The organism is Pseudochelatococcus sp. G4_1912 (genome assembly GCF_047501465.1).
Classification (GTDB): domain Bacteria; phylum Pseudomonadota; class Alphaproteobacteria; order Rhizobiales; family Beijerinckiaceae; genus Pseudochelatococcus.
Genome location: NZ_JAZDRL010000002.1, coordinates 1115155 through 1139319, shown reverse-complemented (window position 1 = coordinate 1139319; position 24165 = coordinate 1115155). Strand labels below are relative to the sequence as shown.

The window sequence follows — 24165 nt, the reverse complement described above, 5'->3', positions numbered from 1 at the left end:
ATCAAATCGCGCAGACAAGAACACACACTTTATTTTTGTAACATCGAATTTGGGGTCTCAAAAGGATGCATTAAGATTCATGTCAGGACGAGCCGAAAATGGTAACGCTCAAGAACCGGCATGGAGCGTATTAAATGTACGTGAGCATTGGAAGCGGAGAGCACTGCCATTTGCAGGCCATTATGGCGTAAAGATCGCCACATCCGGGTGCGTCAGATTGCGCCTGTACGCAATGCAAATGATCGCTTAATCACGAATACGTCAACGCCTCTATTGTTTTCTGCATTAAAGGATATTTCCCCATGGCCCTTCCCGAAAACCTTGACGACCTGAAAACGCGCGCCTCGCTGTGGTTCTCAACCCTGCGTGACCGGATTCTGGCTGATTTCGAGGCGTTGGAGGATGAGGCGACGGGGCCATTCTTCGCGGATAATGACAAACCGGGCCGCTTTGTTCGTGAGCCATGGGAGCGCACAAACGCAGATGGCACCTCGGGCGGCGGCGGCATGATGTCGATGATGCATGGGCGCGTACTGGAAAAAGTCGGCGTACATGTCTCGACAGTTCACGGCGAGTTCTCGCCTGAGTTTCGCTCGCAAATACCGGGCGCATCAGAAGATCCCCGCTTTTGGGCATCAGGTATTTCACTGATTGCGCATCCATGGAATCCAAACGTTCCCACCGTCCACATGAATACGCGCATGGTTGTCACCACGCGAGCATGGTTCGGAGGTGGCGCAGACCTAACGCCGGTGCTCGATCGTCGACGCAACCAGACCGATGCCGACTCAATCAACTTCCACGCCGCCATGCGAAAGGCTTGCGACAATCACGCTGCGGTTGCGCCTTATGATAAATACAAGGAATGGTGCGACACCTACTTCCACCTTCCCCACCGTAACGAGCCACGGGGCATTGGCGGCATTTTCTATGATCACCACTGGACGGATGATTTCGAGGCCGATTTTACCTTTACACAGGACGTAGGCGAGGCCTTCCGTGCCATCTACCCGGCCATTGTGCGTGCTAACGTCGCCAAGCCGTGGACAGAAGCTGACGTAATCGAACAGGAAGTACGGCGCGGACGCTATGCCGAGTTCAACCTGCTCCACGATCGCGGCACGATCTTTGGCCTCAAGACGGGCGGCAACGTGAAATCAATCCTCTCATCGTTGCCACCAAGGGTTCGCTGGCCTTAATCAAGCCAGTTTGGCACTCGATCAAGACCAATTAAGTCTTCATAGCTTGGGCGTGGACGCACCACAGCAGCGTCTGCGCCTTTTACCAGCACTTCAGGGATGAGCAGCCGACTATTATAGGTGTTGGACTGCGTCGCGCCATAAGCACCAGCCGTCATCACAGCCAGCAGATCGCCAGCTTTCACCTCAGGCAGCGAACGTTGCAGCGCCAGGTAATCGCCGCTTTCACATACCGGCCCCACCACATCAGCAACAATACGCGGCGCATCCGGTGCCGCCTCACGCACAGGCTTTACCGCATGATAGGCCTCATAAAGTGTGGGGCGTATCAGATCATTCATGCCAGCATCGACGATGATGAAATTCCGGCCCTCGCCTCGCTTCACGTAGATGACCTTTGTCACCATAACGCCAGCGTTACCAACGATCATGCGGCCAACTTCAAATACAAGTTTGAGCCCCAGCCCGCGCGTGTGCCCCTTCACAATCTCGGCATAAGCAGACGGAAGCGGTGGTGGTTCGGCATCCTCGTGATAGGGAATGCCCAACCCGCCACCTAAATCGATATGCTTGAGCTTATGCCCCTGCGCCATCAAATCGCGCGCCAGCTCGACAATCAGAGCGGTCGCGTTATCGAAAGGAGCAAGATCCGTAATCTGGCTGCCGATGTGCATATCGACGCCAGTGATCGCAATTCCCGGCAATTTCGCCGCATGCGCATAGACGCTGCGGGCGAGCGACAGCGGAATGCCGAACTTGTTTTCGGACTTACCGGTCGAAATCTTGGCGTGTGTGCGCGCATCAACATCCGGGTTCACACGCACAGAAATTGGCGCTGTGACGCCCAGCGATACCGCTACTTCAGAAAGCGCATCAAGCTCGGGCTCGGATTCAACATTGAAGCATAGAATGCCCGCGCGAAGGCCGGCCGCCATTTCCTCGCGCGTCTTCGCCACACCGGAAAACACGATCCGCTCGCCGGGCACGCCAGCAGCAAGCGCACGACGCAACTCGCCCTCGGAAACGATATCAACCCCCGCCCCTTGACGTGCGAGCGTCGCAATGACCGCCTGGTTGGAGTTGGCTTTTACCGCAAAGCATACCAACGATGGAACATCGGCAAAGGCATCGGCGAAAACGCGATAATGGCGCGCGATCGTTGCGCTTGAATAGCAATAGAATGGTGTGCCAACCTTCTCGGCAAGCGCCGTAAGATCGACATCCTCGGCCTGCATTAGACCGTCAACGTAAGAAAAGTGGTGCATACTGGCGATACCGGTCAGAGCAGCGGATCAAGGACGAATTTCGTATCCGGGGTCACATAGCCGCGGATCACTTTCTGGCCCTCGCGGCCAGATGAATGTAAGCGCAGACCCGAATCACGAACCTGTTGATCGTTCGGATCAACGGGATATTCCAGCGCCCCCCGTCGCCCACACCCTGCCACCGTGACGCAGACGGTCGCGATAAGGACCACGCGGACAAGCGCAGAGCGAAATAATTGCGGGAAAGACTGAGAATGAGAACAGGACAAGGGCATACCTCCAGAAAGCGAGGGCACTATAACGAATTACCGCAACAATTCGAGCCCCTTTTATACAACCCGGCATTCTCATTCACGCGCTTTCCACCGCGACGCCATGACTGGTTGAGATTAGCGCATAAATGCTTATTTTGCCGACAAGACAGCGTCGCCATGTAACCAGGGGTTCCTTGACGTGCAAATCAAAACACGCTGTAACGCTTCAAATTTAATGAGCATCACGACGGAACGGCTTTTCCGACTGATGCCTAAACTTGGTTCAGGATGAAAATGGTTTTTCCGTCCCGTCGCGTGGCTATTCTCGGTGCACTTGCAATTGGCATTCTCGGTAGCGTGATCGCGCTTCGCACCCAATGGAGCGCGGACACCGACACGGGGGCATGCCAGATGTCTGCGGAAACTCTGGCAGCGATTAAGCCCCTCGCCACCGGCGAGGTCGCTGCTATGCAGATTGAGCCGCGCGCAACCCCGCTTTCGGAACTCGCCTTCCTGTCATCAGACGGCAAGCCCCTCTCGTTGGCGGATTTCAAGGGGCGCACGGTATTGCTTAACCTGTGGGCGACGTGGTGCGTGCCTTGTCGGGCAGAAATGCCCGCACTCAATGCGCTGCAAGAAAAGCTCGGGAGTGATGCTTTTGAGGTGGTTGCTGTCAATATCGATACGCGGGATCCAGAGAAAGCCATGCAATGGCTTAAGGATAACGGCATCGACCGTCTCACACCGTATAGCGATCCAAAAGCCAGGATTTTTCAGACGCTGCGTTCAGACGGTAAAGCCTTCGGCATGCCCACAACCATCCTTATAGACAACAACGGCTGCGCTTTGGGGCATCTTGCCGGCGCAGCCGAATGGTCTTCTGATGACGCCGTAGCACTAGTACGTGCGGCGATTGGTGGCTAAAGCAAAATGCATTCAGTCTGAATTGCTATTTTACTTTAACTTTTGTTTGCACATCACATGTAACCCAAAAGCGATATTCGCTTTTGGATTTGATGGAATGGTTACTCAGCGGCCATCTCAATACCGTGATTAGCAATAATCTTCTTCAGCTCGCCTTCCTGGAAAAGCTCACGCACGATATCGCAACCGCCGATAAATTCGCCTTTGATGTAAAGCTGCGGAATCGTCGGCCAATTTGCGTAGTCCTTGATGCCCTGACGAATCTCGTCGTTCTCCAGCACATTGATGCTTTTATAAGGCACGCCAACATAATCAAGGATCTTCACCACTTGTCCGGAGAAGCCGCACATGGGAAAATCCGGCGTGCCCTTCATGAAAAGCACGACATCGTTGGATTTGACCTCGTTGTCGATCAATGCAAGCACGTCAGACATAGTAAACTTTCCTTGTTTTAATGCAGTAATTCGCTTGGCTATCAGGCGCAAAGAATGCGTTTAGGTGAGCCGCTATAACGCCTAGATCAGCGCATCATCTTAATCTTGCTGCGCCGCTGTGGTTAAAGCCAGCGCATGCAATTCACCGCCCATCCGGCCTTGCAGCGCTGCATAGACGAGCTGATGCTGCTGAACGCGGCTTTTGCCTGCAAAAGACGGCGCAATCACAGTCGCCGCGTAATGATCACCATCGCCCGCAAGATCGCTGATCTCGACTTCGGCATCCGGAATCGCTGCTTTGATAAGCGCCTCAATCTCTGCCGCTTCCATTGCCATATTCGATTTCACCCTCTTTTCAGAATGTTATTTAGCTTTGCTCATGTAGTTCGGCAGCCATGATTCGTGTTGGCTGCGCAGATCTTGCACTGATATGGCCTCTTCGCCCGCAAGCTGCAATACAGCACCACCCGTTGTGCCCAAGCGCGCAACTGGAACGCCAGCCTTCTGGGCCTGTATTTCAATAGCTGCAGCTTCGGTCTCAGTCGCTGTCATCAGGTAACGCGCCTGATCCTCACCGAACCAGTAGGCATGTGCAGCAACATCAGCAGGTGCAGCCTTCAATGCAGCGCCGATACCTGAGGCCATAGCCATCTCGGCAATACCAACCAGCAAGCCGCCATCCGACAAGTCATGCACAGCTGTGACACGTTGATCAAGGATCAGCCCTCGCACGAAATCGCCATTGCGCTTCTCAACCGCAAGATCGACCGGCGGCGGTGCGCCCTCTTCGCGCCCCACGATATCGCGCAGATAAATCGACTGCCCAAGCCAGCCAGCTGTCTCGCCAACAAGCAAAATTACCTCACCTGCATTTTTAAAGGCAAGCGTAGCATGGACATTAACATCATCCACCAACCCCACGCCACCAATTGTCGGCGTCGGCAGAATGGAACGGCCCTGCGTTTCATTATAAAGTGACACGTTGCCCGAGACGATCGGGAAATCAAGCGCGATGCAAGCCTCTGAAATCCCCCGCAGACAGCCAACAAACTGACCCATAACATCGGGCTTCTCAGGATTACCGAAGTTAAGATTATCTGTAATAGCCAATGGCTTACCGCCAACAGCTGTAATATTACGCCATGTCTCGGCAACAGCCTGCCGACCACCCTCAACCGGATCGGCCTCGCAGTAGCGAGGCGTTACGTCCGTGGTAAGTGCAAGACCTTTCGGCCCATCTTCAATGCGCACAATAGCAGCATCGCCCCCTGGCATCTGCACGGTATTGCCAAGGATCAAATGGTCATACTGCTCCCAAACCCAACGTTTTGAAGCCATATCCGGAGTGGCAAGCACACGACGCAGCGCCTCGCCATTGGAAACTGGTGCCGCAACAGACGCGGCATTCAGTACAGCTTGCCCCTTTGGTTCATTCCAGGGGCGATCATAGAGTGGCGCTTCATCACCAAGCTCACGAATTGGCAGATCAGCCTTCACCTCGCCTTGATGGCGCACAACAAACCGCAGCGTATCCGTAGTGTGGCCGACAACAGCAAAATCGAGCCCCCACTTGCGGAATATCGCCTCGGCCTCAGCCTGCTTGGCGGGATCAAGCACCATCAGCATGCGTTCCTGGCTTTCAGAGAGCATCATCTCGTAAGCAGTCATGCCCTCTTCACGGCAAGGCACAGCATCGAGATCAAGCTCGACACCAAGGCCACCCTTCGCACCCATCTCCACTGCGGAACACGTAAGGCCAGCCGCCCCCATATCCTGAATGGCGATGACACTGCCAGTTTGCATCAGCTCAAGGCATGCTTCCAGCAAAAGCTTTTCCGCAAAAGGATCGCCAACCTGCACCGTTGGCCGCTTTTCGCCAGAGTTCTCATCAAACTCCGCCGAAGCCATAGTTGAACCATGAATACCATCACGCCCCGTCTTGGAGCCAAGGTAAACAATAGGATTGCCCACACCCGCTGCAGCTGCATAGAAAATGCTATCCGTGCGCGCAATGCCAACCGCCATCGCGTTAACAAGGATGTTGCCGTCATAACGCGTATGGAACCCCACGGATCCCGCAACTGTTGGCACACCAAACGAATTGCCATAGCCCCCCACGCCGGCCACAACGCCCGCAACCAGATGCCGTGTGCGTGGATGCTCCGGCGCGCCAAAGCGCAATGAGTTCAGCGCTGCTACTGGCCGTGCGCCCATGGTGAACACGTCTCGCAGAATGCCACCAACACCCGTGGTCGCGCCCTGATAAGGCTCAATGAATGACGGGTGGTTGTGGCTCTCCATCTTGAACACACACGCCAATCCATCACCGATATCGATAACACCAGCGTTTTCGCCCGGCCCCTGGATCACCCACGGCGCCTTTGTCGGCAAGCCTTTCAGGTGCAAGCGCGATGACTTGTACGAGCAATGCTCATTCCACATCGCGGAGACGATACCAAGTTCGGTAAAGGTCGGCTCGCGGCCGATCAAATCGGTGAAACGGTTATATTCTTCGGGCGTCAGGCCATGGCCGGCGACGAGTTCCGGGGTGATGGTCGGCTCTTTGGCGGTCATCGGATAGCTCACAGATTGACGCCGCAATAGTCACGGCTATGCAAAAGGTTACGCCTGATTTCTCGATTAGAATCCAAGCATCAGAATGCCATCAGGCAGCCAGAAGGCTCTCGAACAAGCCGCGCCCGTCCGTCCCGCCGACAAGATCATCAATCAAATTTTCCGGATGCGGCATTAGCCCAAGCACGTTGAGCTTGTCCGAATAAATCCCGGCGATGTTATTGAGCGAGCCATTCGGGTTCGCCGCTGGCGTGACAACACCCGCTGCATCAGCATAGCGGAAAGCCACCCGGCCCTCGCCTTCAAGGCGTGCCAAGGTCTCGGCATCAGCTACATAATTACCTTCGCCATGAGCGATAGCGACATCAATGGCCTGCCCTTGCGCATAGCAACGCGTGAAAGCAGTATCATTGCGCTCAACACGCAAATGCTGGCGACGACAGATGAAATTGAGACCGGCATTCCGCATCAGCACGCCAGGCAGCAGGCCCGTTTCACACAGGATCTGAAATCCATTGCAAATGCCAAGCACCAAGCCGCCCGCCTCCGCATGTGTCTGCACGGCCTCCATCACCGGCGCACGCGCGGCAATAGCGCCACAGCGCAGATAATCGCCATACGAAAATCCACCGGGAACAACGACAAGGTCCGTGCCCGCGGGCAATGCATGGTCCGCATGCCATATTTTGGAGACGCTCGCACCCGCCTGCATCAACGCACGGGCAACATCACCATCGCGGTTGGAGCCAGGAAAAACTATGACAGCAGCCTTCATATCAGGCCTCCACCAGCTCAATCCGGTAATTCTCGATCACGGTATTGGCCAGCAGCTTCTCGCATGCCTCGCCCAGCAGCGCCTTCGCCCGCTCGCCATCGCGCTCAGAGAGATCGATATCGAACACCTTGCCCTGACGCACACCCGCGACGCCAGCAACGCCAAGAGATGCCAATGCCCCTTCAATGGCCTTACCCTGCGGATCAAGCACACCATTCTTGAGAGTAACAGTCACACGGGCTTTCGTTACGTTTGGCTTCGTCACGCCGGATACTCCCTGTCGCAAAAAGCTGGCGGCCGTCTGGGCCATACTGAATGTCAGATAGAAACACAAACGGGGGCCACAAGCCCCCGCTGTAATTAAAATTGACGCCATCCGCAATCATTATGCATCGGTCTCACCTTCACGAAATGCATGATCAAACGAACCTGCCATGCCCTATCTCTTCAGAACAGCGCAGAAAAAGGGCCGCAAGATGCGTTGAGGTTCGCGTCAACGCGAGCCGCAGAATGAGCATCTTATAGACGCTCATTCCCACTATAAATGCATCAAAATACCCCCAAAAGTGGTGCCACTTTTGCGTTTGATGCATGGCGCCTTTCGAGAGCCGGCGCGCAGCTTACATAAGTACGTGAGCACCGGAAGTACAGAAAGGTGCCATTTGCAGGCCACCATAATGCGAGGATCAACACATCCTATTCGACGATGCGCGGAGTGTCGCTTAGTACCGGGTTGTCGCTTTCGCCTAGAATACCCAGACGCCGCGCTACTTCCGAATAAGCTTCGACAAGTCCACCCATATCGCGGCGGAAACGATCTTTATCGAGCTTGTCAGAAGACTTCACATCCCACAGCCGGCATGAATCGGGAGAGATTTCGTCGGCAACGACGATGCGCATCATCTCGCCTTCCCATAACCTGCCCGTCTCCATTTTGAAGTCGACCAGCCGGATGCCAATGCCGAGAAACAGCCCGGAAAGGAAGTCATTGACACGAATGGCGAGCGCCATAATGTCATCGATCTCCTGCGGATTGGCCCAGCCAAATGCCGTGATATGCTCTTCCGACACCATCGGGTCGTTGAGCGCGTCATTTTTATAATAGAACTCAATGATTGAACGCGGCAGCTGCGTGCCTTCTTCAATCCCAAGCCGGGTGGCCAGTGAGCCAGCAGCAACGTTCCGCACCACAACTTCAAGCGGAATGATCTCGACTTCGCGGATCAACTGCTCGCGCATGTTCAGACGCTTGATAAAGTGCGTCGGCACACCGATGTCATTGAGATTCTGGAAGATGTATTCGGAAATGCGATTATTGAGCACTCCCTTGCCATCGATCACCTCGTGCTTTTTCGCATTGAAGGCGGTCGCGTCGTCCTTGAAGTGTTGAATAAGGGTTCCAGGTTCCGGGCCTTCGTAAAGGACCTTTGCCTTTCCCTCGTAAATACGACGGCGGCGATTCATCGGCGTGTACCGTGTCTTGAGGAAATCCATTTGGGTGCCGTGGCTCCGAAAAATTATCGATCCGCGGCTCGAATCGGGTAAGGGACCGGTTCAAGGATTGCTGATGTCGAACAGACATCACCTCGCCCATGCATCAACTTATCTGATCGGATACAAAAGCACAACGATAGCCCGTACGCATTTAGCGACGAGCCCCTTGCACCCAGTGCATCCGAGCCGCATCATTATATCGTCTAAGGGTTAGCGGCAAGCGCCAGCTTGATTACAATAAGATTCTACCCTTAATTAAGCGCTCTTAATGAAGGGCTACCATAATTTTTTATCAGTGAGATTTTAACGATGAAAGCTTAGAAAACAACTATTGTCGTTTGGCTAGAATGCTTCATATGGTATTTTATGCTAAATGATCTGCAGTTTTGCCCCATTATTATCTAATGATGAAACGGGGCAAACGGTATCGGCACTAGCCTTAGGTGGCCTAGCGCATTATATCGGTTTTATATTCGTTTAAGGGTGCAGTTGGCACGGGAGCATGACTGATGACGACTTTTAATGATCGCCATAAGGCAGAAGAAGCCAAGTTCGCTATCGACGAGGAACTGCGCTTCAAGGCTTTCGCTCGCCGCAATAAATTACTTGGTCTTTGGGCCGCAGACAAACTCGGCAAGACGGCGGCTGAAGCTGATGAATACGCACGTTCAGTTGTGCTATCAGACTTCGAAGAGCCTGGCGATGAGGACGTATTTCGCAAGATTCGTCAGGACTTCGATCAAGCAGGCATTGATCAATCCGATCATCAGATCCGTCGCGAAATGGAAGCCCTGCTCGTCCGCGCCCATGCTGAGGTGCGCAGCGGCACCTGATCCTTAGTGATTACGTTCATCATTAAAGAGCTAGAACGCCGTGCATTTTAATTAATGCGCGGCGTTTTTCTATCTGTGTGTCGCTACTTATCGCAGGCGATCTCGCACATAATCAGTGCCCATTATTCAATCGGATAAGGCATTCCGAATGATGAGGCCAGAAACAAGCCGCCGTGACGCAAGCCACCACCATCAATTCCATGCCCGATGCGCGGCGAGAGATGCCACTGCGAGGCTATCCCATCCTTAGCCAGCTGATCTGCAGTCATGAACATGCCTTCGACTGGAATCACTTCATCTGCCTCCCCGTGCACCAAGAGAATCGGCGGAGCAGCAGCTTCGGGAGCACGCGGAGATGGATCTGCCACGCCAGCAGGTGGAGAAACCAGAATGCCCGAGTAGCCCAAGATGGCCGCAGGCACCGTCTTGCGCCTAAGCCCAACGTGCAACGCCATCATCGTGCCCTGACTAAATCCAACCAGTGCCAGACGGTCTGCCCCCAAATCATGACGCGCTAATTCAGCATCAAGAAAGTCATTGAGTGCAGGCATAGCATGGTTCACGCCACGCCAACGCTCACCCGGATCCCGAAAGGTTAGCGCAAACCATTGTCGTCCCAAGCCAGATGCCGGGCAGATTTCTGGCGCATGCGGCGCAACGAAGGCGGTATCGGGAAGCCAATACTGCCATTCACGCCCGATGCTGATCAGATCATCACCGTTCGCGCCATACCCATGCAAGAAAACAACCAACTGCCGGGTCTTGCCCGAACGCGCTGGCAATCGTGGTCCATCAATTAACGCCATGGAAACTCCCATTAGAAGCACGGGCGGTTAAAGAAATTCACATAGTGCGACCAGCATATTAGCAATTTGCAGAAACTATAAAATTTGAGCTGGCTACACAACATCCGATAATTCAAATATCTTGACTGGAAAAGTGCGCACTAACACTTTGCTGCTTCTTCACGAAGGAAGCGCTCCTATCACATCGTTTGCAATGCGCAATGCTTTTGTCAGCGCATTGCCCATATCTTACAGAAACGCTTCAATCAGGCGATGATATCGGGAGTAATTTGGTCATCAAGGTGCGCGATACGATCCTTGAGGAAAAGCTTGCGTTTTTTCAGGCGCTGAACTTGCAGCTGAAGCATGCCGCCCTCAGCCTCTAACGCGGAAATTTGCGCGTCCAGATCGCGATGCTCCGAGCGCATACGCTCAAGCTCTGCAATCAACATTAAGTGTTCTTCAGTATCCAGATCGAATGCCATCACCACTCCGGCACTGCCCGGAAATTACACTATAGACTAGTATGCGAGGTAGAAAGCTTGCCTGCAAGCCCTCTCTTAATCTAAACCACAAAAACATCTGCTTGTGTCAACTTAATGGCAAAAAACGACATGTCTGGCAGTAATAACAGTTTGTGTGACAAAGGTTATTTGGACAGGCGACAATTTTTCCGCTCTCAGCAGCAGAATGGCGTTTGACCTTCTATTGTTTTATGTCAAACTAATGAAGTCGCACATCGACATGGAGGTTAATGGATGTCCATTGAAGGTCACCTCGTCGAATTGGAACGTCGTCACGAGGCCATTGAACGCGAAATCAAATCGTATCTCGCAAGCCCAGCCACGAGCAGCGAAGAAGTTTCAGAGCTCAAGCGCCGAAAACTTCAGTTAAAAGACGAGATTACGCGAATTCAACGCGATAGGGCGAACAGGAAGATTAACTAGACTTTCTAATTCATTTACATACCTTTTCCCGTCGCGGTATACTATCGCGGCGGTAAGGTTGTTGGTAAAAAAACATCTATCTGCATTTGAAATATGGTTTTGAAGAGGCCATAAGATTATACTTTGATCTTCCTTCCTTAATCCCTCACATTCAACGAAAGATATATTTGTAACGGCTTTACGCGATCTTTTTAGTACCCTCACGAACAATGCACTTAAAACTATGCACCTCGCATTCCTCAAAGAGGTTGCCCATCTACAGCCAGGCGCAGCTTCTCAAGCGCTTTCCCGCCCCCTTCCAGACGGGGATTGATAGCTAGCGCGCGCTCATAGAGCGTCAAAGCGCCCCGTTTTGCCCCCGCCTGCGCAAATACCCTGGCAAGCGCTTGCAATACGAGATAGTGACGATCATCACGAATAAGCACCTGGTTAAAATCCGCAACCGCCCTGTCATGATCACCAAGCGCTGCCAGAATCTCCCCTCGCCGCGCGTAAGCTTCAGCCCAATCTGGCGTTAAGGCAATGACTCTGTCGAGCAACTCCACTGCCAACGCAGGATCATCAATGCCCAACGCGACATAAGCACGCGTAAACAAAAGATCGGCTGTAGCACTGCCAGAGCGTAGCCAATTTCGTGCTATTGCCGCCTCGATTTGTCGAGCCTCCTCGTCGCTCTTTGCCTCACCAAGGCGTTCATAAAGCTTGCCTAAAGATGCACCATCAGCCTGCTTTAGCAGAGTGGAACTAGCCATCGCCGAACTGGAAGCAACCATCGAAACAATTGCCAAAGAAGATGGAAGAACAATCGCAATTACACGCACACCGGAATGCCGACAAACGGCATCCGCCACGCCAGATATGGCACGTTTAACCCTGCCGTATTGTTGAAAAAGAAAGCGCTGCCTGTTCATAGGCTGATGATAACCATTTGGTACCACCTTGGCACCCTCAAAATAAAAGCTGCCCACCACAACTCGCGCCACCCCTTAGAAACAAATTAATTTCCTCATTGTCAGGCGCCTGAAACTGGGTGATTTTATTTTGATTTCAATGGCCCAGCAAAAATTCACCTGTGAAAAACCCCTCCGTAAAAACCATCGTTAAGGAAATTTTTCCGCTTAAATGGAATCACTGGGAATGCAGCGGATCATGCTCACAAATAAAGTCAAGTCACGGGGAACAAAATGCAAAGATGCAATCCCCAGACAAGATTGTCGTGGCAGATTGCTGAACAGGGCCATGCCGCATGGTCACGTAGCGTTCCACTAAACAAGGTTTTGGTTAACCAATGGTTAACATCGCGTTTCCTGAGTTCATGCATATTGTCAGTATGGGTTGCTAATGACCGGACGTGAGCACGCTGAAAAGCTTTGGGGCAACATTAGAGACCTGGGGGCGCGTCGCCTTGCGGCGCTTGCCGTTGTAGGGTTGACAGTCTTCTTTGCTGTAGGTCTGGGTGCTTATTATCTCAGCCGCCCCGAAATGGAAGTGTTGTACACTGGCCTGAGCCGCGATGACGTATCGCGTATTGGCGCTGCACTACGCGACGGCGATATTGCTTTCGATGTCAGCGCTGACGGCACGAGCGTTTTCGTCAGCCATGGCAACACAGCAACCGCCCGTATGTTGCTTGCCGGTAAGGGGCTGCCTCAGAGCGCAAGCTCAGGATATGAGCTTTTCAACGATCTTGGCTCTCTTGGTCTCACCTCCTTTATGCAGGAAGTGACACGGGTACGCGCGCTTGAAGGCGAGATTGCCCGCACTGTACAATCAATCAAAGGCGTAAAGGCCGCGCGCGTTCACATTGTGCTGCCAGATCGCGGGTCTTTTCGTCGTGACCAGCAGCCGGCTTCAGCATCAGTTGTGATCCGCACCGAACCAGCAGATGATACAAGCTCGGCACAAGCGATCCGCAACCTTGTTGCATCTGCAATCCCTGGCATGACTGTTGATCGCGTTTCCGTGCTCAATACAGAAGGTGTTCTGCTTGCAGCTGGCGATAGCCGGACTGGTATTGTGACTGGTCAAGCTAATGCAATGGAAAAGGTAATCTCACGCGACCTGCAGGAAAATGTCCGGCGCTCGCTTACGCCATTCCTGGGAATCGATAACTTTGAAGTCAGCATTGCGGTACGTCTGAACACGGACAAATCGAGCACTCAGGAAACCATCTACGATCCTGAATCGCGTGTTGAACGGTCCACGCGTGCTGTGCGTGAAAGCGAAAATTCGCAAAACACCAACCAGCAAACACCGACAACTGTTCAGCAGAACATCCCTCAGGAAGGGCCGAACGCAACCGGAGGTGATACCGCCAGCACGGAATCAAACCGGCGCGAGGACATCACCAACTACGAGATCTCGACCAAGACCGTGCAGACAGTGCGTGATGGGTTTTCTGTCGAAAACATGTCTGTCGCTGTTTTGATCAACCGTGCCCGTATCAAGCAACTGATCGGCCAGGATGCCACCGAAGAGGCTATTAACAAGCAGGTAGCCGAGATCGAGGAATTGACCCGTTCTGCTGCTGGTTATTCAGAAAGTCGCGGTGATAGCATCAAGGTTCTTGCCGTCGACTTCCCCGAAGATGGACGTCATCTTGAGCCAATCCCCCCACTGTCCATCACAGAGCTGTTGCTGCGCCAGATGGGCAATGTCATCAACGCAACAACAATCCTTGTTGTATCCTTACTGCTGATCTGGTTCGGCCTTCGCCCTGCTGTGAATGCTATCCTGGTGCGTCCTGAAGAGGAGACCCCTGCTGAAACCATACTGGCCCTTGAAGATAGCGGGCCTGCAACCGAAGCTCTACTGACATCTGACTTTGCAGCACTGGGAGTAAGCAGCGATGAAGAGCCTAATCTGATTGCCGATATCACCGGCAAGATTGAGCACACAGCGCAAAAACGCCTGGAACAGGTGATTGCGCTGGATGAAGAAAGAGCCGCCTCCATTCTGCGCGAATGGCTTAACCGTGAGAGTGCCGCCACATGACCATGCCCCTTGCTTCTTGCCTTCCTGATTTCGGCACTGACGACACTCCAAAGCACATTGAAGACCACTCCGAGGTTCGCTCAGCAACGTTTAAATCAATTCCAGGTGCCCCCAAGCCTAATGCCCAGGCCAAGACAACGAAGACAATTCCAGCGCAGACAAATGCTGCATCTGACACTAAGATGAGCGCCGCCGGAAATGCCTTGAAATCGGTCGTGCGTCACATCAAACTGGTGGAAGAACCTGAATTCATTACGCCTCTTATCGAGACGCCTCCCCCGGTCGATATCGACGCTTTACTGAAAGAGCACAGCGACAAGGTGCGCGTGGAAGAAGCCGAGAAGGCAAAGGAGGCTTTGGCACTCGCAATTGCTGCGGAGCGGAAGGCACATGAAGAAGCGCGTGCGAAAGAGCGGACAAAGTGGGTTGAGGCAGAATCGGCTCAACTCGCGCAACAAATTTCATATTCTCTTGCAGAGTTAGAGAAAGAGCTGTCAGATTCAGTTGCGCGAATCTTCACTCCTTTTCTAAAAAACGCGGTGCGCGACAGAGCTTTCGGCGAATTGCGCGCTACGATACAAGAGTTACTGAACGATGCAGGCCAAGCTAAACTTGAAGTCTGTGGTCCGGCTGATCTCGTTAACGCCATCCGCGATTCTCTTTCCAGAAGTGAGGCTAACCGCGTCGAGCAAATCACTTTCACCATAACAAACTCGACAGACGTACGTGTAATTACAGGCAATACGGTTTGTGCAACCCAGCTTGATGTCTGGAACGATCGTATTGCAAATGCGCTAAGTGGGCAGTGACATCAGGAATAAGTAGTCGGAATGGACAAGATCGAACAGGAACTGATCCTTATCCAGCGGCGCAACCAGGAGCCCGAGGAACACGGCGCTCATGGTATCTGGAAGATCGCCTACGCTGACTTCATGACAGCGTTGATGGCGTTCTTTCTGATCATGTGGCTGCTTAATGTGACCAGTAAAGATCAGCGCACCTCTGTTGCCAACTATTTCAATCCGATCAAGCTTGCGGACATCTCCCCCACCCGCAAGGGTGTTGAGAATCCGCAGGAAACTCCTCCTCAAGATCAGAACGAGGCAGATAAGGCCGTTAATCCATCGCAGCCTGAGAGTGCCAATACGGGTGCCAGCGAGAAAATGACCGGCGATGCAGCGCATGCCGCCAAGCCACGCTATCCGGAAAGCGCGCTATTTATGGATCCGTATGCAATCCTTGCCAAGCTAGCTGGTGATGAAAAGCCAACCACTACGGCGACGGGCAGCAACGGCTCTGAAGCCACAGCCAAATCTGCCCCGCGGGTAGATGCTGTGCGAGATCCATTTGATCCAGCTTATTGGCGCCTGGCACCAGAAGGGCAGCCTTCGGCTATTTCGCAAGATGGTCAACCCAAAGCCGGAACTGCCGGTGGCACGGTGCTACTGGAGTCCGATACCTCGCCTGCACCAGCCAGCCCGGTGTTAGATAAAACGATGGACGCAGCTCAACAGGAGCTGGCTCGCGAAGTATCTACAATTAAAGAAGATGTTTCTAACGCGCTGAAAGAGGAAAGCCGGACACCAGGCGCTCCTGTAGTTGATGTTAAAGCAACTGATGAAGGTATTCTCATCAGCTTGACTGATGCCGAGGCTTTCAGCATGTTTGCTGTTGGTTCGGCAGAACCTAATCCTGCCGTTGTCCGCGCAATTGCCCGCATAGCCACCACATTGGCCGATAAGCCTGGCACAATCATTCTTCGCGGACATACAGATTCGTTACCGTTCAAATCTGATACGTATGATAACTGGCGTCTCTCTTCTGCACGCGCACATATGGCGTCGTACATGTTGATCCGGGGCGGTTTGGATCAGAGTCGGATTGAGCGCATTGAAGGCTACGCTGATCGTATGCCGCTTAATGAGAAAAATACCCGCGCACCAGAAAACCGCCGCATCGAAATTTTGCTGCGGGAGAAGCGTGCATGACAATACTGCCATCACCAGCTGCCCATCCCTATAGACCGCCATGTCGGACGCGGATGTCGCTTGCTGTGCTGATGAGCTTTGCTTTATGCGGTGCGCCAAGCGCCGCACTTTTACTGCTTGGGCCTTTGCCAGCTTTCGCACAAAATGATGATTCAACAGCTACACCTGATAAGCGCCCTGCGAATGAGCCATATCGACTGGTACGTACGCTGCAAGCTATTCAGGATCGTACAGCGCACGGTTCACGCGAAGCGCTGACGCTGCAATCACCATTGCTCTCCCAAATTGAGCAACAATTGTTGGTTGCGCCTGCTGATATCTGGCAAGAACCTCGCAATGCACGCGCCGCTGTTACATTTTCGCTAAGCGGTGGCTCACCAGCTATTTTGCGTAAGCTTGTTCGCATGGACCCACCGCCAGCAATTGCCCCAGAACTGCTGAAGGGCGTATTGGCCTATGTCGAGGGCGACGAGGAAGACGCGCGTAAATATCTTGAAAATGTTGATCCGCGCAAACTACCTCCTGGAATTGATGGCCGTATAGCTCTGGTACAATCAGCCCTGTATGCACGCAGTGAGCCTGAAAGAGCCATGAAAAACCTTGATCTCAGCCGCCTCATGCTTCCCGGCACGTTGGTGGATGAAGGTGCATTGCGCCGTCAGGTATTTCTGGCAGGTCAGCTGGGGCTAAATCAAAAATTCAAATCGCTCGCGAAGCACTATCTGCAGCGTTATCCTAACTCGGTATACGCAGGCGATTTTCATCAGCGATTTTCTGCCGCCCTGATCCGACTTGATATGACCGGAACGCCGGAAGAAGAGCTATGGCTTACGGACATGCTGGCAGCACTTGATGTGCCATCGCAAGTAAACATCAACTTGATCCTCGCCAAGCAGGCTATTGCTCAGGGCAAGACGAGGATGGCCATTTTAAGTGCCAAGCGCGTACTGGAAATTGCGCCGGCCGGCACAACGGCATTGGAGCGAGCAAAACTGTATTATGCTGCCTCAACAGTTACAAATGAAGCAGACTTCGTTGAAAGCAAGAAGACCCTGCTTACTCTGAACCGCAAGCTTCTTCCACCTGATGATATCAGCTTGCTAGAATCTGCACTATATATTGCCACCCGCATTCGCGAACTGCCGGGTGCATCAGCTCTGGCCACGACACAAGTTCCGACAGTGCCTGCTACAGCATCCACTCCTGTAGCTCCCTCAAAAACCACTTCAGGTTTTGAATCAACACCAGCATTAGGCGCTACTGTTAGTCGTATTCAGCAACTGCTCGGCGACAGCGATAAAATTCTTGATGAGGACTTGGGTACATGAGCGCCATTGACGTAGCTTCTGCCGCAAACTCTCCTCAACATGCCGCTGGAAAATCAAAATCCGGCGCGGATAAAGCTGATGATGGCGCATTTGATCGCGTCTTTGAATCTGTTGGGCAGAAACCTTCAGGCAACAAACATGCGCCTGAGAAGATAGAACGTTCAGCTCCGAAAAAAGACAGCGTGGAAAAGAATGCCTCTGCCACCGATGAGGACATGCCGCTTCCAGCTACTCCAGATACACCAGTCAGCGAAACGCCTGACTTATCTGCTGATCTTGTGCGTCTTTTAGGTGGCAGCGCCAATATTGCTGCTATGGCCACTTCAAATGAGAAAGCAGCCGCAGACCAGCAATCGTCAACAGCCCTGCGCCGCGATGCTCTGCCCCGCCTCACTAAAGATGATAACGTAGAGAATAATCCCAAGTCAGACCCCAAAACGGCGCGTCTGACAATTATTGGCCGTGAAACTCATTTTGCACCCGTTGGCTTGCCTCAGCACGAGAAGGCCCCTGCACAAACTAATGAGGCCGCATTAAAGCCCATCGCTTCTGTCCTTGCTTTTAAAGAGCGCCCAACTAATGCGACTGATAAATCAGATACTGCGCCCAGGAATGGCCCTGACAAAAACATGCCAATTGTTGATAGCAAACCAAATACCAGCTCGCGTCCTGGTGCATTGGAGGCTTCACTGAACAGTAGCGTCGCAACGCGGGCCTTGGCTGCGGACACTCGTAATAATACACCTTCTTCCTCAATAGCAGCTAAATCATCCACGGTCGCTGTCGCAGCTGACAGTACGGCGCCCATAGCAACCACTGGCGTGCTCACACAGGTTGTTGATCAACTTATTTCACACGCACGTGATCTCACAACAGCAACCGGCCAATCGGCAAGTACGCATGGCCCCGCATCACAGCCCGCCGAGCATTCAGGGGGGCCTGTGCGCATTCTGCGTCTCCAGCTGCAGCCTGAAGAGCTTGGCCTTGTTACGGCACGATTGCGCATAGTCGGCGGCGTGCTTGAATTACGCTTGACCGCAGATCGTCAGCAATCCGTAGAAATCCTGCAACGTGATCAGGAAGGGCTGCTCGAAGTGTTGCGCCGCTCAGGATATAAGGCGGAAATCGCATCAATTGATTTTGCACGCCCCAACGCTGGACAGCAAATGACAGGGCAGCAGCAGACAGGTAACGGTGCCAGCCAATCATTTGCGCAAGGCTCCAATAGTGGAACTGGCGGCTTTGGCGGTGACTCAGGCAGACCCGCTAGCGAAGGGCATGCAAAACATCAGGAACCCGCCGAAAGGCGATTTGCGGATGAGCGATCGGTAGAAGGACAAAGCGATGGTTCGGGCCGACCTACGCGCGACCCCCAAGCAGTCTATCTCTAGCACTGGCTTAAGCCAGAGACCTGCGTGCGCCGCATTAAAATGGTGCACGCCTTTTAACGTATCCAGTTTCTTTGGTATGCGTTCCGTCGTAGATTATACCTGCGCTTTTCTGGTTTTGGTGATGGTACTGGTTGGAGCCAGCGCAGCCAGCGCTCGTACAATCAGTCGGCAGGCTGCACCACCACCCATGAATGCCTGCGAACGTGAGATGATCCGTGCCGCGCGCGAGTTCAATGTACCGGTTAACATTCTCTATGCTGTCGGGCTAACAGAAACCGGTCGTCGTGGATCGCTGCAACCTTATGCGATGAACATCGCAGGCAAAGCTTACTTTGCCACCAGCCCGCAAGATGCCATCCGCCGTCTTAATGCCGAGCGCGCAAATGGCGTCAAGCTGATTGATCTTGGGTGCATGCAGATCAATCACCATTTTCACCGTGAGAGGTTCTCATCGTTGGAAGAGATGATTAACCCGCGACATAACGTCGATTACGCTGCGAAATTCCTGAAAGAGCTTCGCAAACGTGAGGGTACCTGGACCATGGCTGTTGCGCGATATCATGCAGGCCCCAACAACAATCCGGCCCAGAAGCGCTATATATGCCGCGTCATCACCAACATGGTAGCCACCGGATTCGGCAACTGGACACCGCAAGCAAAGAAGTTTTGCGAGTAATTAAAAGTACGCTCCAGATAGCAGACTTCCACTGAATTGATAACGGACTATAATCAGCGCGGACAGAAGGCGGCATATTGAATTATCAGGTGCATACTGCCCTATTGCATCAACAAAGAGATAGAGCGTCGCAGCTGCGCCTGATTAATCGAGCAACGCTCCAGCATAAAAATCAGCACGTCCTTGGGGGATGATATGGGCGACGGCCTCCATCATATTACGGCGATAACAAGCCGGGTGCAGGCGAACATTGATTTTTATGCCGGGTTTCTTGGCTTGCGGCTTGTTAAGCAGACAGGCGGCTTTGAGGATGCGCGGCAGCTGCATCTGTTTTATGGCGATCGCGCTGGCTCGCCAGGCTCACTACTGACATTCCTCGTTTGGGAAGGCGGTTCACGCGGACGTGTAGGCCACGGACAAACCAACGAAATTGCACTCGCTATCGCGCCCACAAGTATTGGCTTCTGGCTCACCCGCGCACTTGCGCACAATCTGCGACCAGAAGGGCCAAGCCGCGTCTTCAACGAAACTGTTTTGCGCTTCAGGGATCCCGATGGCATTGCAATTACACTCACGGGCTGCTCCCTCCCCTCTGCACTTCCGTGGACAGCAGATGATATCCCTGCAGAACACGCCATTACGCGCATTCGTGGTGCGCAGATTCTCAGCGAAATGCCTGAGCAGACCGCGCGCTTCATCACCCATCATTTCGGCTATCAGGCACTTGCCACAGAGGGGGATACACAACGCCTCGTTTCCTCCAGTGGCGATGTCATCGATATTCGCAACGCCCAAGGCTTCTGGCCACAGGGGCCCGGCACCGGAACTATCGACCACCTCGCCTTCCGCGCGCCCGATACCGAGCACGTGATGCAGATGGAAGCTGAACTGAAACGCCTGAACAACAGCGATACCAACGTGCACGACCGGCGGTATTTTACGTCACTCTATGTGCGCGAACCGGGCGGTGTGCTGTTGGAACTCGCTACCGATGAACCGGGTTTCACAATCGACGAGTCGATAGAAATGCTTGGTGCCACTCTGATGACACCGCCGATGACAGAGGAAGATGCAGCAGATATCCGTATCATGCTGCCTCAATTCTCGCGCCCGGGAGAATATCGCATGCACCACCATGAATTGCCATTCATGCACCGCTTTCATACGCCTGATAATGCAGGCGATACAACCATCGTGCTGCTGCATGGCACGGGGGGTAATGAGGCTGATCTGATGCCGCTTGCCCATCGTCTTGCGCCCCATGCACGATTGCTAGGCGTACGTGGTCGTAGCAATGAAGAAGGCGTACAACGCTGGTTCCGCCGCACTTCAGCGACAAGCTTCGATCAGGCAGATATCCGCAACGAAGCCGAGGCCTTTGCCGCATTTATAACCGGGGCGAATGCCGCTTACGGTCTTGATCCGGCAAAGACAATCTATCTAGGCTATTCAAATGGTGCCAATCTGCTTGGCGCTCTGCTCTCATTGCACCCACACCTTGTGCATCATGCCATTCTGCTGCGCGGCATTGCAGTGCTTGACGAACCGCCGACGGCCGATCTTTCAGACGTTTCCGTGCTGCTTCTTTCGGGAGACCACGATCCCTACGCCAAATTTGCACCAGCGCTTGAAAGAACACTGATTAAGGGCGGTGCAAAGCTCGATACCCGGCAAATCAATGCCGGGCATGAACTTTCGGATCAGGATATCGATATTGCCAAAGCCTGGATTACTTCAGCGGTTTAAGGCCTGCCTCAATCGCCGCACGTTTGTTCTCCAGAAATGGCGGCAGGGACAAACTCTCACCCAATGTTTCAAGCGGTTCATCAACAGCAAAACCCGGTCCATCGGTAGCAATCTCGAACAGGTTTCCACCGGGTTCACGGAAGTAAAGCGAGCGGAAATAATAACGCTCCACCTCGCCACTTGAACGCAGGCCAGCATCAGTTAACCGGCTGGTCCATGCATGCAGCTCTTCAACATTGGGCGTGCGGAATGCAACATGATGCACCGCCCCCGCCCCTTGCCGTGCAGTTGGCAAATCTGGCTGCACCGCCACATGCAGCTCTGCCGCAGCGCCACCGTCACCAATCGCAAACACATGCACATGGCCGCTGCCATCGGGCGATGGATAATCTCGCACTTGACGGAAGTTCAATACATCCGTAAGCACTTGCTCCGTGCGCCGAATATCCGGCACGCTGATGGTAATCGGCCCCAAACCGCGGATTTGATAATCTGGCGATACAGGGCTGTTTACCCATGCATGCGCAGGCCCCACCCCGCCATCATCGATAAGACGAAAGCGCTGGCCTTCAGGATCCTCAAAGGCAAGTGATGCCCGCCCGTCAATATCCGCGATATCGCCAACCACAAGACCCCCAACATTTGCCAGCCGCTCGCGCCAATAAGTGAGGCTCTGCGCACCGGCTACACGTAGGCCTGTCTGCGTAATTGCATGCGTACCGCGCCGCTCCCGCTCAACGGGCCAATCAAAAAAGGTCAGGTCCGTGCCTGGCGAAGCCAGGCCATCGGCGTAGAAGAGGTGATACGCGCTGGTGTCATCCTGATTAACGGTTTTTTTCACGAGCCGCAGGCCCAGTGTCTGCGTATAGAAACGCAGGTTTGCGGGAGCATCGGCGGTGATCGCCGTTAAATGGTGAATGCCTGTGAGGTTAAGCGACATATTATCCCTCCTTCTGGCATGAGCTGCAGCGCGTGATGGCGTGATTAAACTTGCGGCAGGGACAGATCATGCGGGGTTGGCTCGCATGAATATTGGTATGCCCTGCCCGTTATTCAAACCCCTCTATATTTAGCAACGCTTACGGCTTTGGCGCTGCGATGCCCGCCTCTATCCGGCTCATCATGAAAGGAAAGAACGGATTGGACTGCATACGCGACGTTAACCGCAGGATGGGATCAACCGTTATGACGAAAGTGGTTACCTCCCCCCAGGAATTAACAGCTCCTGTCTGAATACCGAAATTATCCTCCGGATCAGGCGTGAGGCCATAAAGCCCGTCCGTCAGCGGAAAAGGGATTGCTACATGCGATAGCGAATACACGTCCGCCGGATATTTCAGCCCTAAAAGCATATCGTTCTGAACCGTCGCCCCAGCCTCGACATTGCGAACGATTACCTCATTGGTTGCATCACTCGCGTTTGTAATGAGCGCGGTGCGGAATGACCGTGGTAGCGCGGGCAGCTCAGCCAGCACTTCCTCACGTGTAGAATCATCGACCAAAGGCCCAAAACGGTTGTTCAGGTTGAGATTAGGATCAAACAGCACCAACTCCGAACCGTTTTCAGGCAACCGTGCATAGAGTTCCGTGATCACAGCCGGCGTGCTCACTGTGAAATCAAATACGGACTGGAAGGTCAGGACAGGCGGCAGATCGCCAAGCCGTCCTTCATCTTGCAACCGCTTCAGGCCAGCTTGCACCTTCTGCGTCATGTCGAAAGATTGCTGCGCGGCATTAACCGGCATGGAGTTATACTTGAAAGGATTAAACTCCGGCAAAATCGAAAGCCACCCCGATTGCGCAAATGCCGGAATTAGCGCTGGCAGCCCCGCCACCCAGGTGAAGCGCGCAAATGGCGTGATACCCACCATAGGCGATAGCAGAACGACACGATCAGGACGCGTCAACGTGTCATCAGAAAGCGCGCTGACAGTATAATCCAGCGCCAATGCACCGCCGTTTGAGTAGCCAACAAGATGCAATGGCACACCGTCACCCGCAATCCGACGCGCCTCACGCATCGCAAGGCGTGTGGCTGCAGCCCATTGCTCAAGTTTAGCGATTCTCAGCGCTCCCGGCACAGTGCCGTGTCCAGGCAAACGGATGGAAACAACCGCAAAGCCCTTATCAAGATACAGTTTACCGACATGACGCAGACTATAAGGAGAATCCGTCAACCCATGCAACAACACCACTACGCCTACCGGCGTTCCTTCTGGCATCATTATTGAAGAGCGATTCCAATCCTTCGCAAACCGCCATGGATAAACCGGACTGGTGCTGGAATAGCGGTTGTAATGCGTGCGATCTTCCGGAAGGATTGCCCGTACGATCTCACGCTCCACCCGCTCAAAAAGTGCATTTTCCACGCGCATATAATGAGACCAATCCGCACGATCGATCTCGGCAACACTTGGCTCCTCAAGTTCATACGTATGCCAGGCCTCAAGCGGCAAGCCCCGTCGCATGTCGAACCCGCGCCCAACGAACGCAACCGCAAACACCACCACAGCGAGGATAAGGATGCGCTTCACAAAACGACGCAGGAAGGAGAGCAT

Annotated in this window: 24 protein-coding genes; 11 read left to right on the top strand and 13 right to left on the bottom strand. The window is 53.4% G+C overall.

Annotation, left to right across the window (positions count from 1 at the left end; translation table 11 throughout):
• Positions 1 to 302 precede the first annotated feature (302 nt).
• A complete protein-coding gene (gene hemF, locus VRZ32_RS12455) occupies positions 303 to 1199 on the top strand; it encodes an oxygen-dependent coproporphyrinogen oxidase (protein ID WP_414526042.1) in 897 nt (298 codons plus the stop codon).
• Here the strand turns inward: hemF and lysA are convergent.
• Together lysA and VRZ32_RS12445 are read right to left on the bottom strand one after the other, a co-directional pair.
• Positions 1196 to 2464, bottom strand: coding sequence for a diaminopimelate decarboxylase (gene lysA / locus VRZ32_RS12450; RefSeq protein ID WP_414526041.1), 1269 nt, complete (start codon positions 2462 to 2464; stop codon positions 1196 to 1198). The two genes, hemF and lysA, sit on opposite strands and share 4 nt — an antisense overlap.
• A gap of 14 nt (positions 2465 to 2478) precedes the next feature.
• Positions 2479 to 2733: a lipoprotein gene (locus VRZ32_RS12445; protein WP_414526040.1), complete on the bottom strand. Its 255-nt coding sequence runs from the start codon at positions 2731 to 2733 to the stop codon at positions 2479 to 2481.
• A gap of 279 nt (positions 2734 to 3012) precedes the next feature.
• Between VRZ32_RS12445 and tlpA the strand changes: the two genes are divergently transcribed.
• Positions 3013 to 3642, top strand: a complete 630-nt coding sequence (tlpA, locus tag VRZ32_RS12440) for a thiol:disulfide interchange protein TlpA (protein ID WP_414526039.1) — start codon at positions 3013 to 3015, stop codon at positions 3640 to 3642.
• 101 nt (positions 3643 to 3743) lie between these two features.
• Here the strand turns inward: tlpA and grxD are convergent, their stop codons facing one another.
• From grxD to purC, 6 genes are all read right to left on the bottom strand, one after another.
• Complete coding sequence (gene grxD / locus VRZ32_RS12435) at positions 3744 to 4076, bottom strand: Grx4 family monothiol glutaredoxin (protein ID WP_414526038.1); 333 nt, start codon at positions 4074 to 4076, stop codon at positions 3744 to 3746.
• Positions 4077 to 4175: 99 nt separating this feature from the next.
• Positions 4176 to 4412, bottom strand: a complete 237-nt coding sequence (locus tag VRZ32_RS12430) for a BolA family protein (protein WP_414526037.1) — start codon at positions 4410 to 4412, stop codon at positions 4176 to 4178.
• A gap of 27 nt (positions 4413 to 4439) precedes the next feature.
• Positions 4440 to 6650 (bottom strand): phosphoribosylformylglycinamidine synthase subunit PurL, encoded by a 2211-nt coding sequence (gene purL / locus VRZ32_RS12425; protein WP_414526036.1) that lies wholly within the window; start codon positions 6648 to 6650, stop codon positions 4440 to 4442.
• 91 nt (positions 6651 to 6741) lie between these two features.
• Positions 6742 to 7425, bottom strand: a complete 684-nt coding sequence (gene purQ, locus VRZ32_RS12420; protein ID WP_414526035.1) for a phosphoribosylformylglycinamidine synthase subunit PurQ — start codon at positions 7423 to 7425, stop codon at positions 6742 to 6744.
• 1 nt (position 7426) lies between these two features.
• Positions 7427 to 7690 (bottom strand): phosphoribosylformylglycinamidine synthase subunit PurS, encoded by a 264-nt coding sequence (gene purS, locus VRZ32_RS12415; RefSeq protein ID WP_414526034.1) that lies wholly within the window; start codon positions 7688 to 7690, stop codon positions 7427 to 7429.
• A gap of 431 nt (positions 7691 to 8121) precedes the next feature.
• Positions 8122 to 8919 (bottom strand): phosphoribosylaminoimidazolesuccinocarboxamide synthase, encoded by a 798-nt coding sequence (gene purC, locus VRZ32_RS12410; protein WP_414526033.1) that lies wholly within the window; start codon positions 8917 to 8919, stop codon positions 8122 to 8124.
• 509 nt (positions 8920 to 9428) lie between these two features.
• Between purC and VRZ32_RS12405 the strand changes: the two genes are divergently transcribed.
• Positions 9429 to 9752 carry a DUF1476 domain-containing protein gene (locus tag VRZ32_RS12405; RefSeq protein ID WP_414526032.1) on the top strand — a complete coding sequence of 108 codons (324 nt, stop codon included), beginning with the start codon at positions 9429 to 9431 and terminating at the stop codon, positions 9750 to 9752.
• Positions 9753 to 9874: 122 nt separating this feature from the next.
• Here VRZ32_RS12405 and VRZ32_RS12400 read toward each other — a convergent pair whose 3' ends face one another.
• Positions 9875 to 10558, bottom strand: a complete 684-nt coding sequence (locus tag VRZ32_RS12400; RefSeq protein WP_414526031.1) for an alpha/beta hydrolase — start codon at positions 10556 to 10558, stop codon at positions 9875 to 9877.
• A 245-nt stretch (positions 10559 to 10803) separates the two neighbouring features.
• On the bottom strand, positions 10804 to 11022 hold the full coding sequence (locus tag VRZ32_RS12395) for a YdcH family protein (protein ID WP_414526030.1): 219 nt from the start codon (positions 11020 to 11022) through the stop codon (positions 10804 to 10806).
• Positions 11023 to 11295: 273 nt separating this feature from the next.
• On the opposite strand from VRZ32_RS12395, the gene VRZ32_RS12390 reads away from it, so the two are divergent.
• A complete protein-coding gene (locus tag VRZ32_RS12390; protein WP_414526029.1) occupies positions 11296 to 11484 on the top strand; it encodes a YdcH family protein in 189 nt (62 codons plus the stop codon).
• A 239-nt stretch (positions 11485 to 11723) separates the two neighbouring features.
• Here the strand turns inward: VRZ32_RS12390 and VRZ32_RS12385 are convergent, their stop codons facing one another.
• Positions 11724 to 12257, bottom strand: coding sequence for a tetratricopeptide repeat protein (locus VRZ32_RS12385; protein ID WP_414526028.1), 534 nt, complete (start codon positions 12255 to 12257; stop codon positions 11724 to 11726).
• Between the two features lie 568 nt (positions 12258 to 12825).
• Between VRZ32_RS12385 and fliF the strand changes: the two genes are divergently transcribed.
• From fliF to VRZ32_RS12350, 7 genes are all read left to right on the top strand, one after another.
• Entirely contained in the window at positions 12826 to 14478 is a 1653-nt protein-coding gene (gene fliF, locus VRZ32_RS12380; protein ID WP_414526027.1) for a flagellar basal-body MS-ring/collar protein FliF, read from the top strand.
• Positions 14475 to 15287 (top strand): hypothetical protein, encoded by an 813-nt coding sequence (locus VRZ32_RS12375; protein ID WP_414526026.1) that lies wholly within the window; start codon positions 14475 to 14477, stop codon positions 15285 to 15287. Before fliF ends, VRZ32_RS12375 begins: the two co-directional genes overlap by 4 nt.
• A gap of 21 nt (positions 15288 to 15308) precedes the next feature.
• Positions 15309 to 16466 (top strand): flagellar motor protein MotB, encoded by a 1158-nt coding sequence (locus VRZ32_RS12370; protein WP_414526025.1) that lies wholly within the window; start codon positions 15309 to 15311, stop codon positions 16464 to 16466.
• Positions 16463 to 17794: a chemotaxis protein MotC gene (locus tag VRZ32_RS12365; RefSeq protein ID WP_414526024.1), complete on the top strand. Its 1332-nt coding sequence runs from the start codon at positions 16463 to 16465 to the stop codon at positions 17792 to 17794. Before VRZ32_RS12370 ends, VRZ32_RS12365 begins: the two co-directional genes overlap by 4 nt.
• Positions 17791 to 19185: a flagellar hook-length control protein FliK gene (locus VRZ32_RS12360; RefSeq protein WP_414526023.1), complete on the top strand. Its 1395-nt coding sequence runs from the start codon at positions 17791 to 17793 to the stop codon at positions 19183 to 19185. The genes VRZ32_RS12365 and VRZ32_RS12360 overlap by 4 nt, the downstream gene beginning before the upstream one ends.
• Positions 19186 to 19261: 76 nt before the next feature.
• The gene (locus tag VRZ32_RS12355; protein WP_414526022.1) at positions 19262 to 19861 is read left to right on the top strand and encodes a transglycosylase SLT domain-containing protein; all 600 of its coding nucleotides are present in this window, start codon (positions 19262 to 19264) and stop codon (positions 19859 to 19861) included.
• 195 nt (positions 19862 to 20056) lie between these two features.
• Positions 20057 to 21607, top strand: a complete 1551-nt coding sequence (locus VRZ32_RS12350; RefSeq protein ID WP_414526021.1) for a VOC family protein — start codon at positions 20057 to 20059, stop codon at positions 21605 to 21607.
• Here VRZ32_RS12350 and VRZ32_RS12345 read toward each other — a convergent pair.
• Positions 21591 to 22547 (bottom strand): ring-cleaving dioxygenase, encoded by a 957-nt coding sequence (locus VRZ32_RS12345; RefSeq protein WP_414526020.1) that lies wholly within the window; start codon positions 22545 to 22547, stop codon positions 21591 to 21593. The two genes, VRZ32_RS12350 and VRZ32_RS12345, sit on opposite strands and share 17 nt — an antisense overlap.
• Before the next feature lie 139 nt (positions 22548 to 22686).
• The gene (locus tag VRZ32_RS12340) at positions 22687 to 24165 is read right to left on the bottom strand and encodes an alpha/beta hydrolase (protein ID WP_414526019.1); all 1479 of its coding nucleotides are present in this window, start codon (positions 24163 to 24165) and stop codon (positions 22687 to 22689) included.

Excerpts from the sequence above, each read along its gene's own strand:
- hemF (WP_414526042.1), top strand. The coding sequence starts at position 303 with ATGGCCCTTCCCGAAAACCTTGACGACCTGAAAACGCGCGCCTCGCTG.
- lysA (WP_414526041.1), bottom strand. The coding sequence starts at position 2,464 with ATGCACCACTTTTCTTACGTTGACGGTCTAATGCAGGCCGAGGATGTC.
- tlpA (WP_414526039.1), top strand. The coding sequence starts at position 3,013 with ATGGTTTTTCCGTCCCGTCGCGTGGCTATTCTCGGTGCACTTGCAATT.
- grxD (WP_414526038.1), bottom strand. The coding sequence starts at position 4,076 with ATGTCTGACGTGCTTGCATTGATCGACAACGAGGTCAAATCCAACGAT.
- VRZ32_RS12430 (WP_414526037.1), bottom strand. The coding sequence starts at position 4,412 with ATGGCAATGGAAGCGGCAGAGATTGAGGCGCTTATCAAAGCAGCGATT.
- purL (WP_414526036.1), bottom strand. The coding sequence starts at position 6,650 with ATGACCGCCAAAGAGCCGACCATCACCCCGGAACTCGTCGCCGGCCAT.
- purQ (WP_414526035.1), bottom strand. The coding sequence starts at position 7,425 with ATGAAGGCTGCTGTCATAGTTTTTCCTGGCTCCAACCGCGATGGTGAT.
- purC (WP_414526033.1), bottom strand. The coding sequence starts at position 8,919 with ATGGATTTCCTCAAGACACGGTACACGCCGATGAATCGCCGCCGTCGT.
- VRZ32_RS12405 (WP_414526032.1), top strand. The coding sequence starts at position 9,429 with ATGACGACTTTTAATGATCGCCATAAGGCAGAAGAAGCCAAGTTCGCT.
- VRZ32_RS12400 (WP_414526031.1), bottom strand. The coding sequence starts at position 10,558 with ATGGCGTTAATTGATGGACCACGATTGCCAGCGCGTTCGGGCAAGACC.
- VRZ32_RS12395 (WP_414526030.1), bottom strand. The coding sequence starts at position 11,022 with ATGGCATTCGATCTGGATACTGAAGAACACTTAATGTTGATTGCAGAG.
- VRZ32_RS12390 (WP_414526029.1), top strand. The coding sequence starts at position 11,296 with ATGTCCATTGAAGGTCACCTCGTCGAATTGGAACGTCGTCACGAGGCC.
- VRZ32_RS12385 (WP_414526028.1), bottom strand. The coding sequence starts at position 12,257 with ATGGTTGCTTCCAGTTCGGCGATGGCTAGTTCCACTCTGCTAAAGCAG.
- fliF (WP_414526027.1), top strand. The coding sequence starts at position 12,826 with ATGACCGGACGTGAGCACGCTGAAAAGCTTTGGGGCAACATTAGAGAC.
- VRZ32_RS12375 (WP_414526026.1), top strand. The coding sequence starts at position 14,475 with ATGACCATGCCCCTTGCTTCTTGCCTTCCTGATTTCGGCACTGACGAC.
- VRZ32_RS12370 (WP_414526025.1), top strand. The coding sequence starts at position 15,309 with ATGGACAAGATCGAACAGGAACTGATCCTTATCCAGCGGCGCAACCAG.
- VRZ32_RS12365 (WP_414526024.1), top strand. The coding sequence starts at position 16,463 with ATGACAATACTGCCATCACCAGCTGCCCATCCCTATAGACCGCCATGT.
- VRZ32_RS12360 (WP_414526023.1), top strand. The coding sequence starts at position 17,791 with ATGAGCGCCATTGACGTAGCTTCTGCCGCAAACTCTCCTCAACATGCC.
- VRZ32_RS12355 (WP_414526022.1), top strand. The coding sequence starts at position 19,262 with ATGCGTTCCGTCGTAGATTATACCTGCGCTTTTCTGGTTTTGGTGATG.
- VRZ32_RS12350 (WP_414526021.1), top strand. The coding sequence starts at position 20,057 with ATGGGCGACGGCCTCCATCATATTACGGCGATAACAAGCCGGGTGCAG.
- VRZ32_RS12345 (WP_414526020.1), bottom strand. The coding sequence starts at position 22,547 with ATGTCGCTTAACCTCACAGGCATTCACCATTTAACGGCGATCACCGCC.
- VRZ32_RS12340 (WP_414526019.1), bottom strand. The coding sequence starts at position 24,165 with ATGCTCTCCTTCCTGCGTCGTTTTGTGAAGCGCATCCTTATCCTCGCT.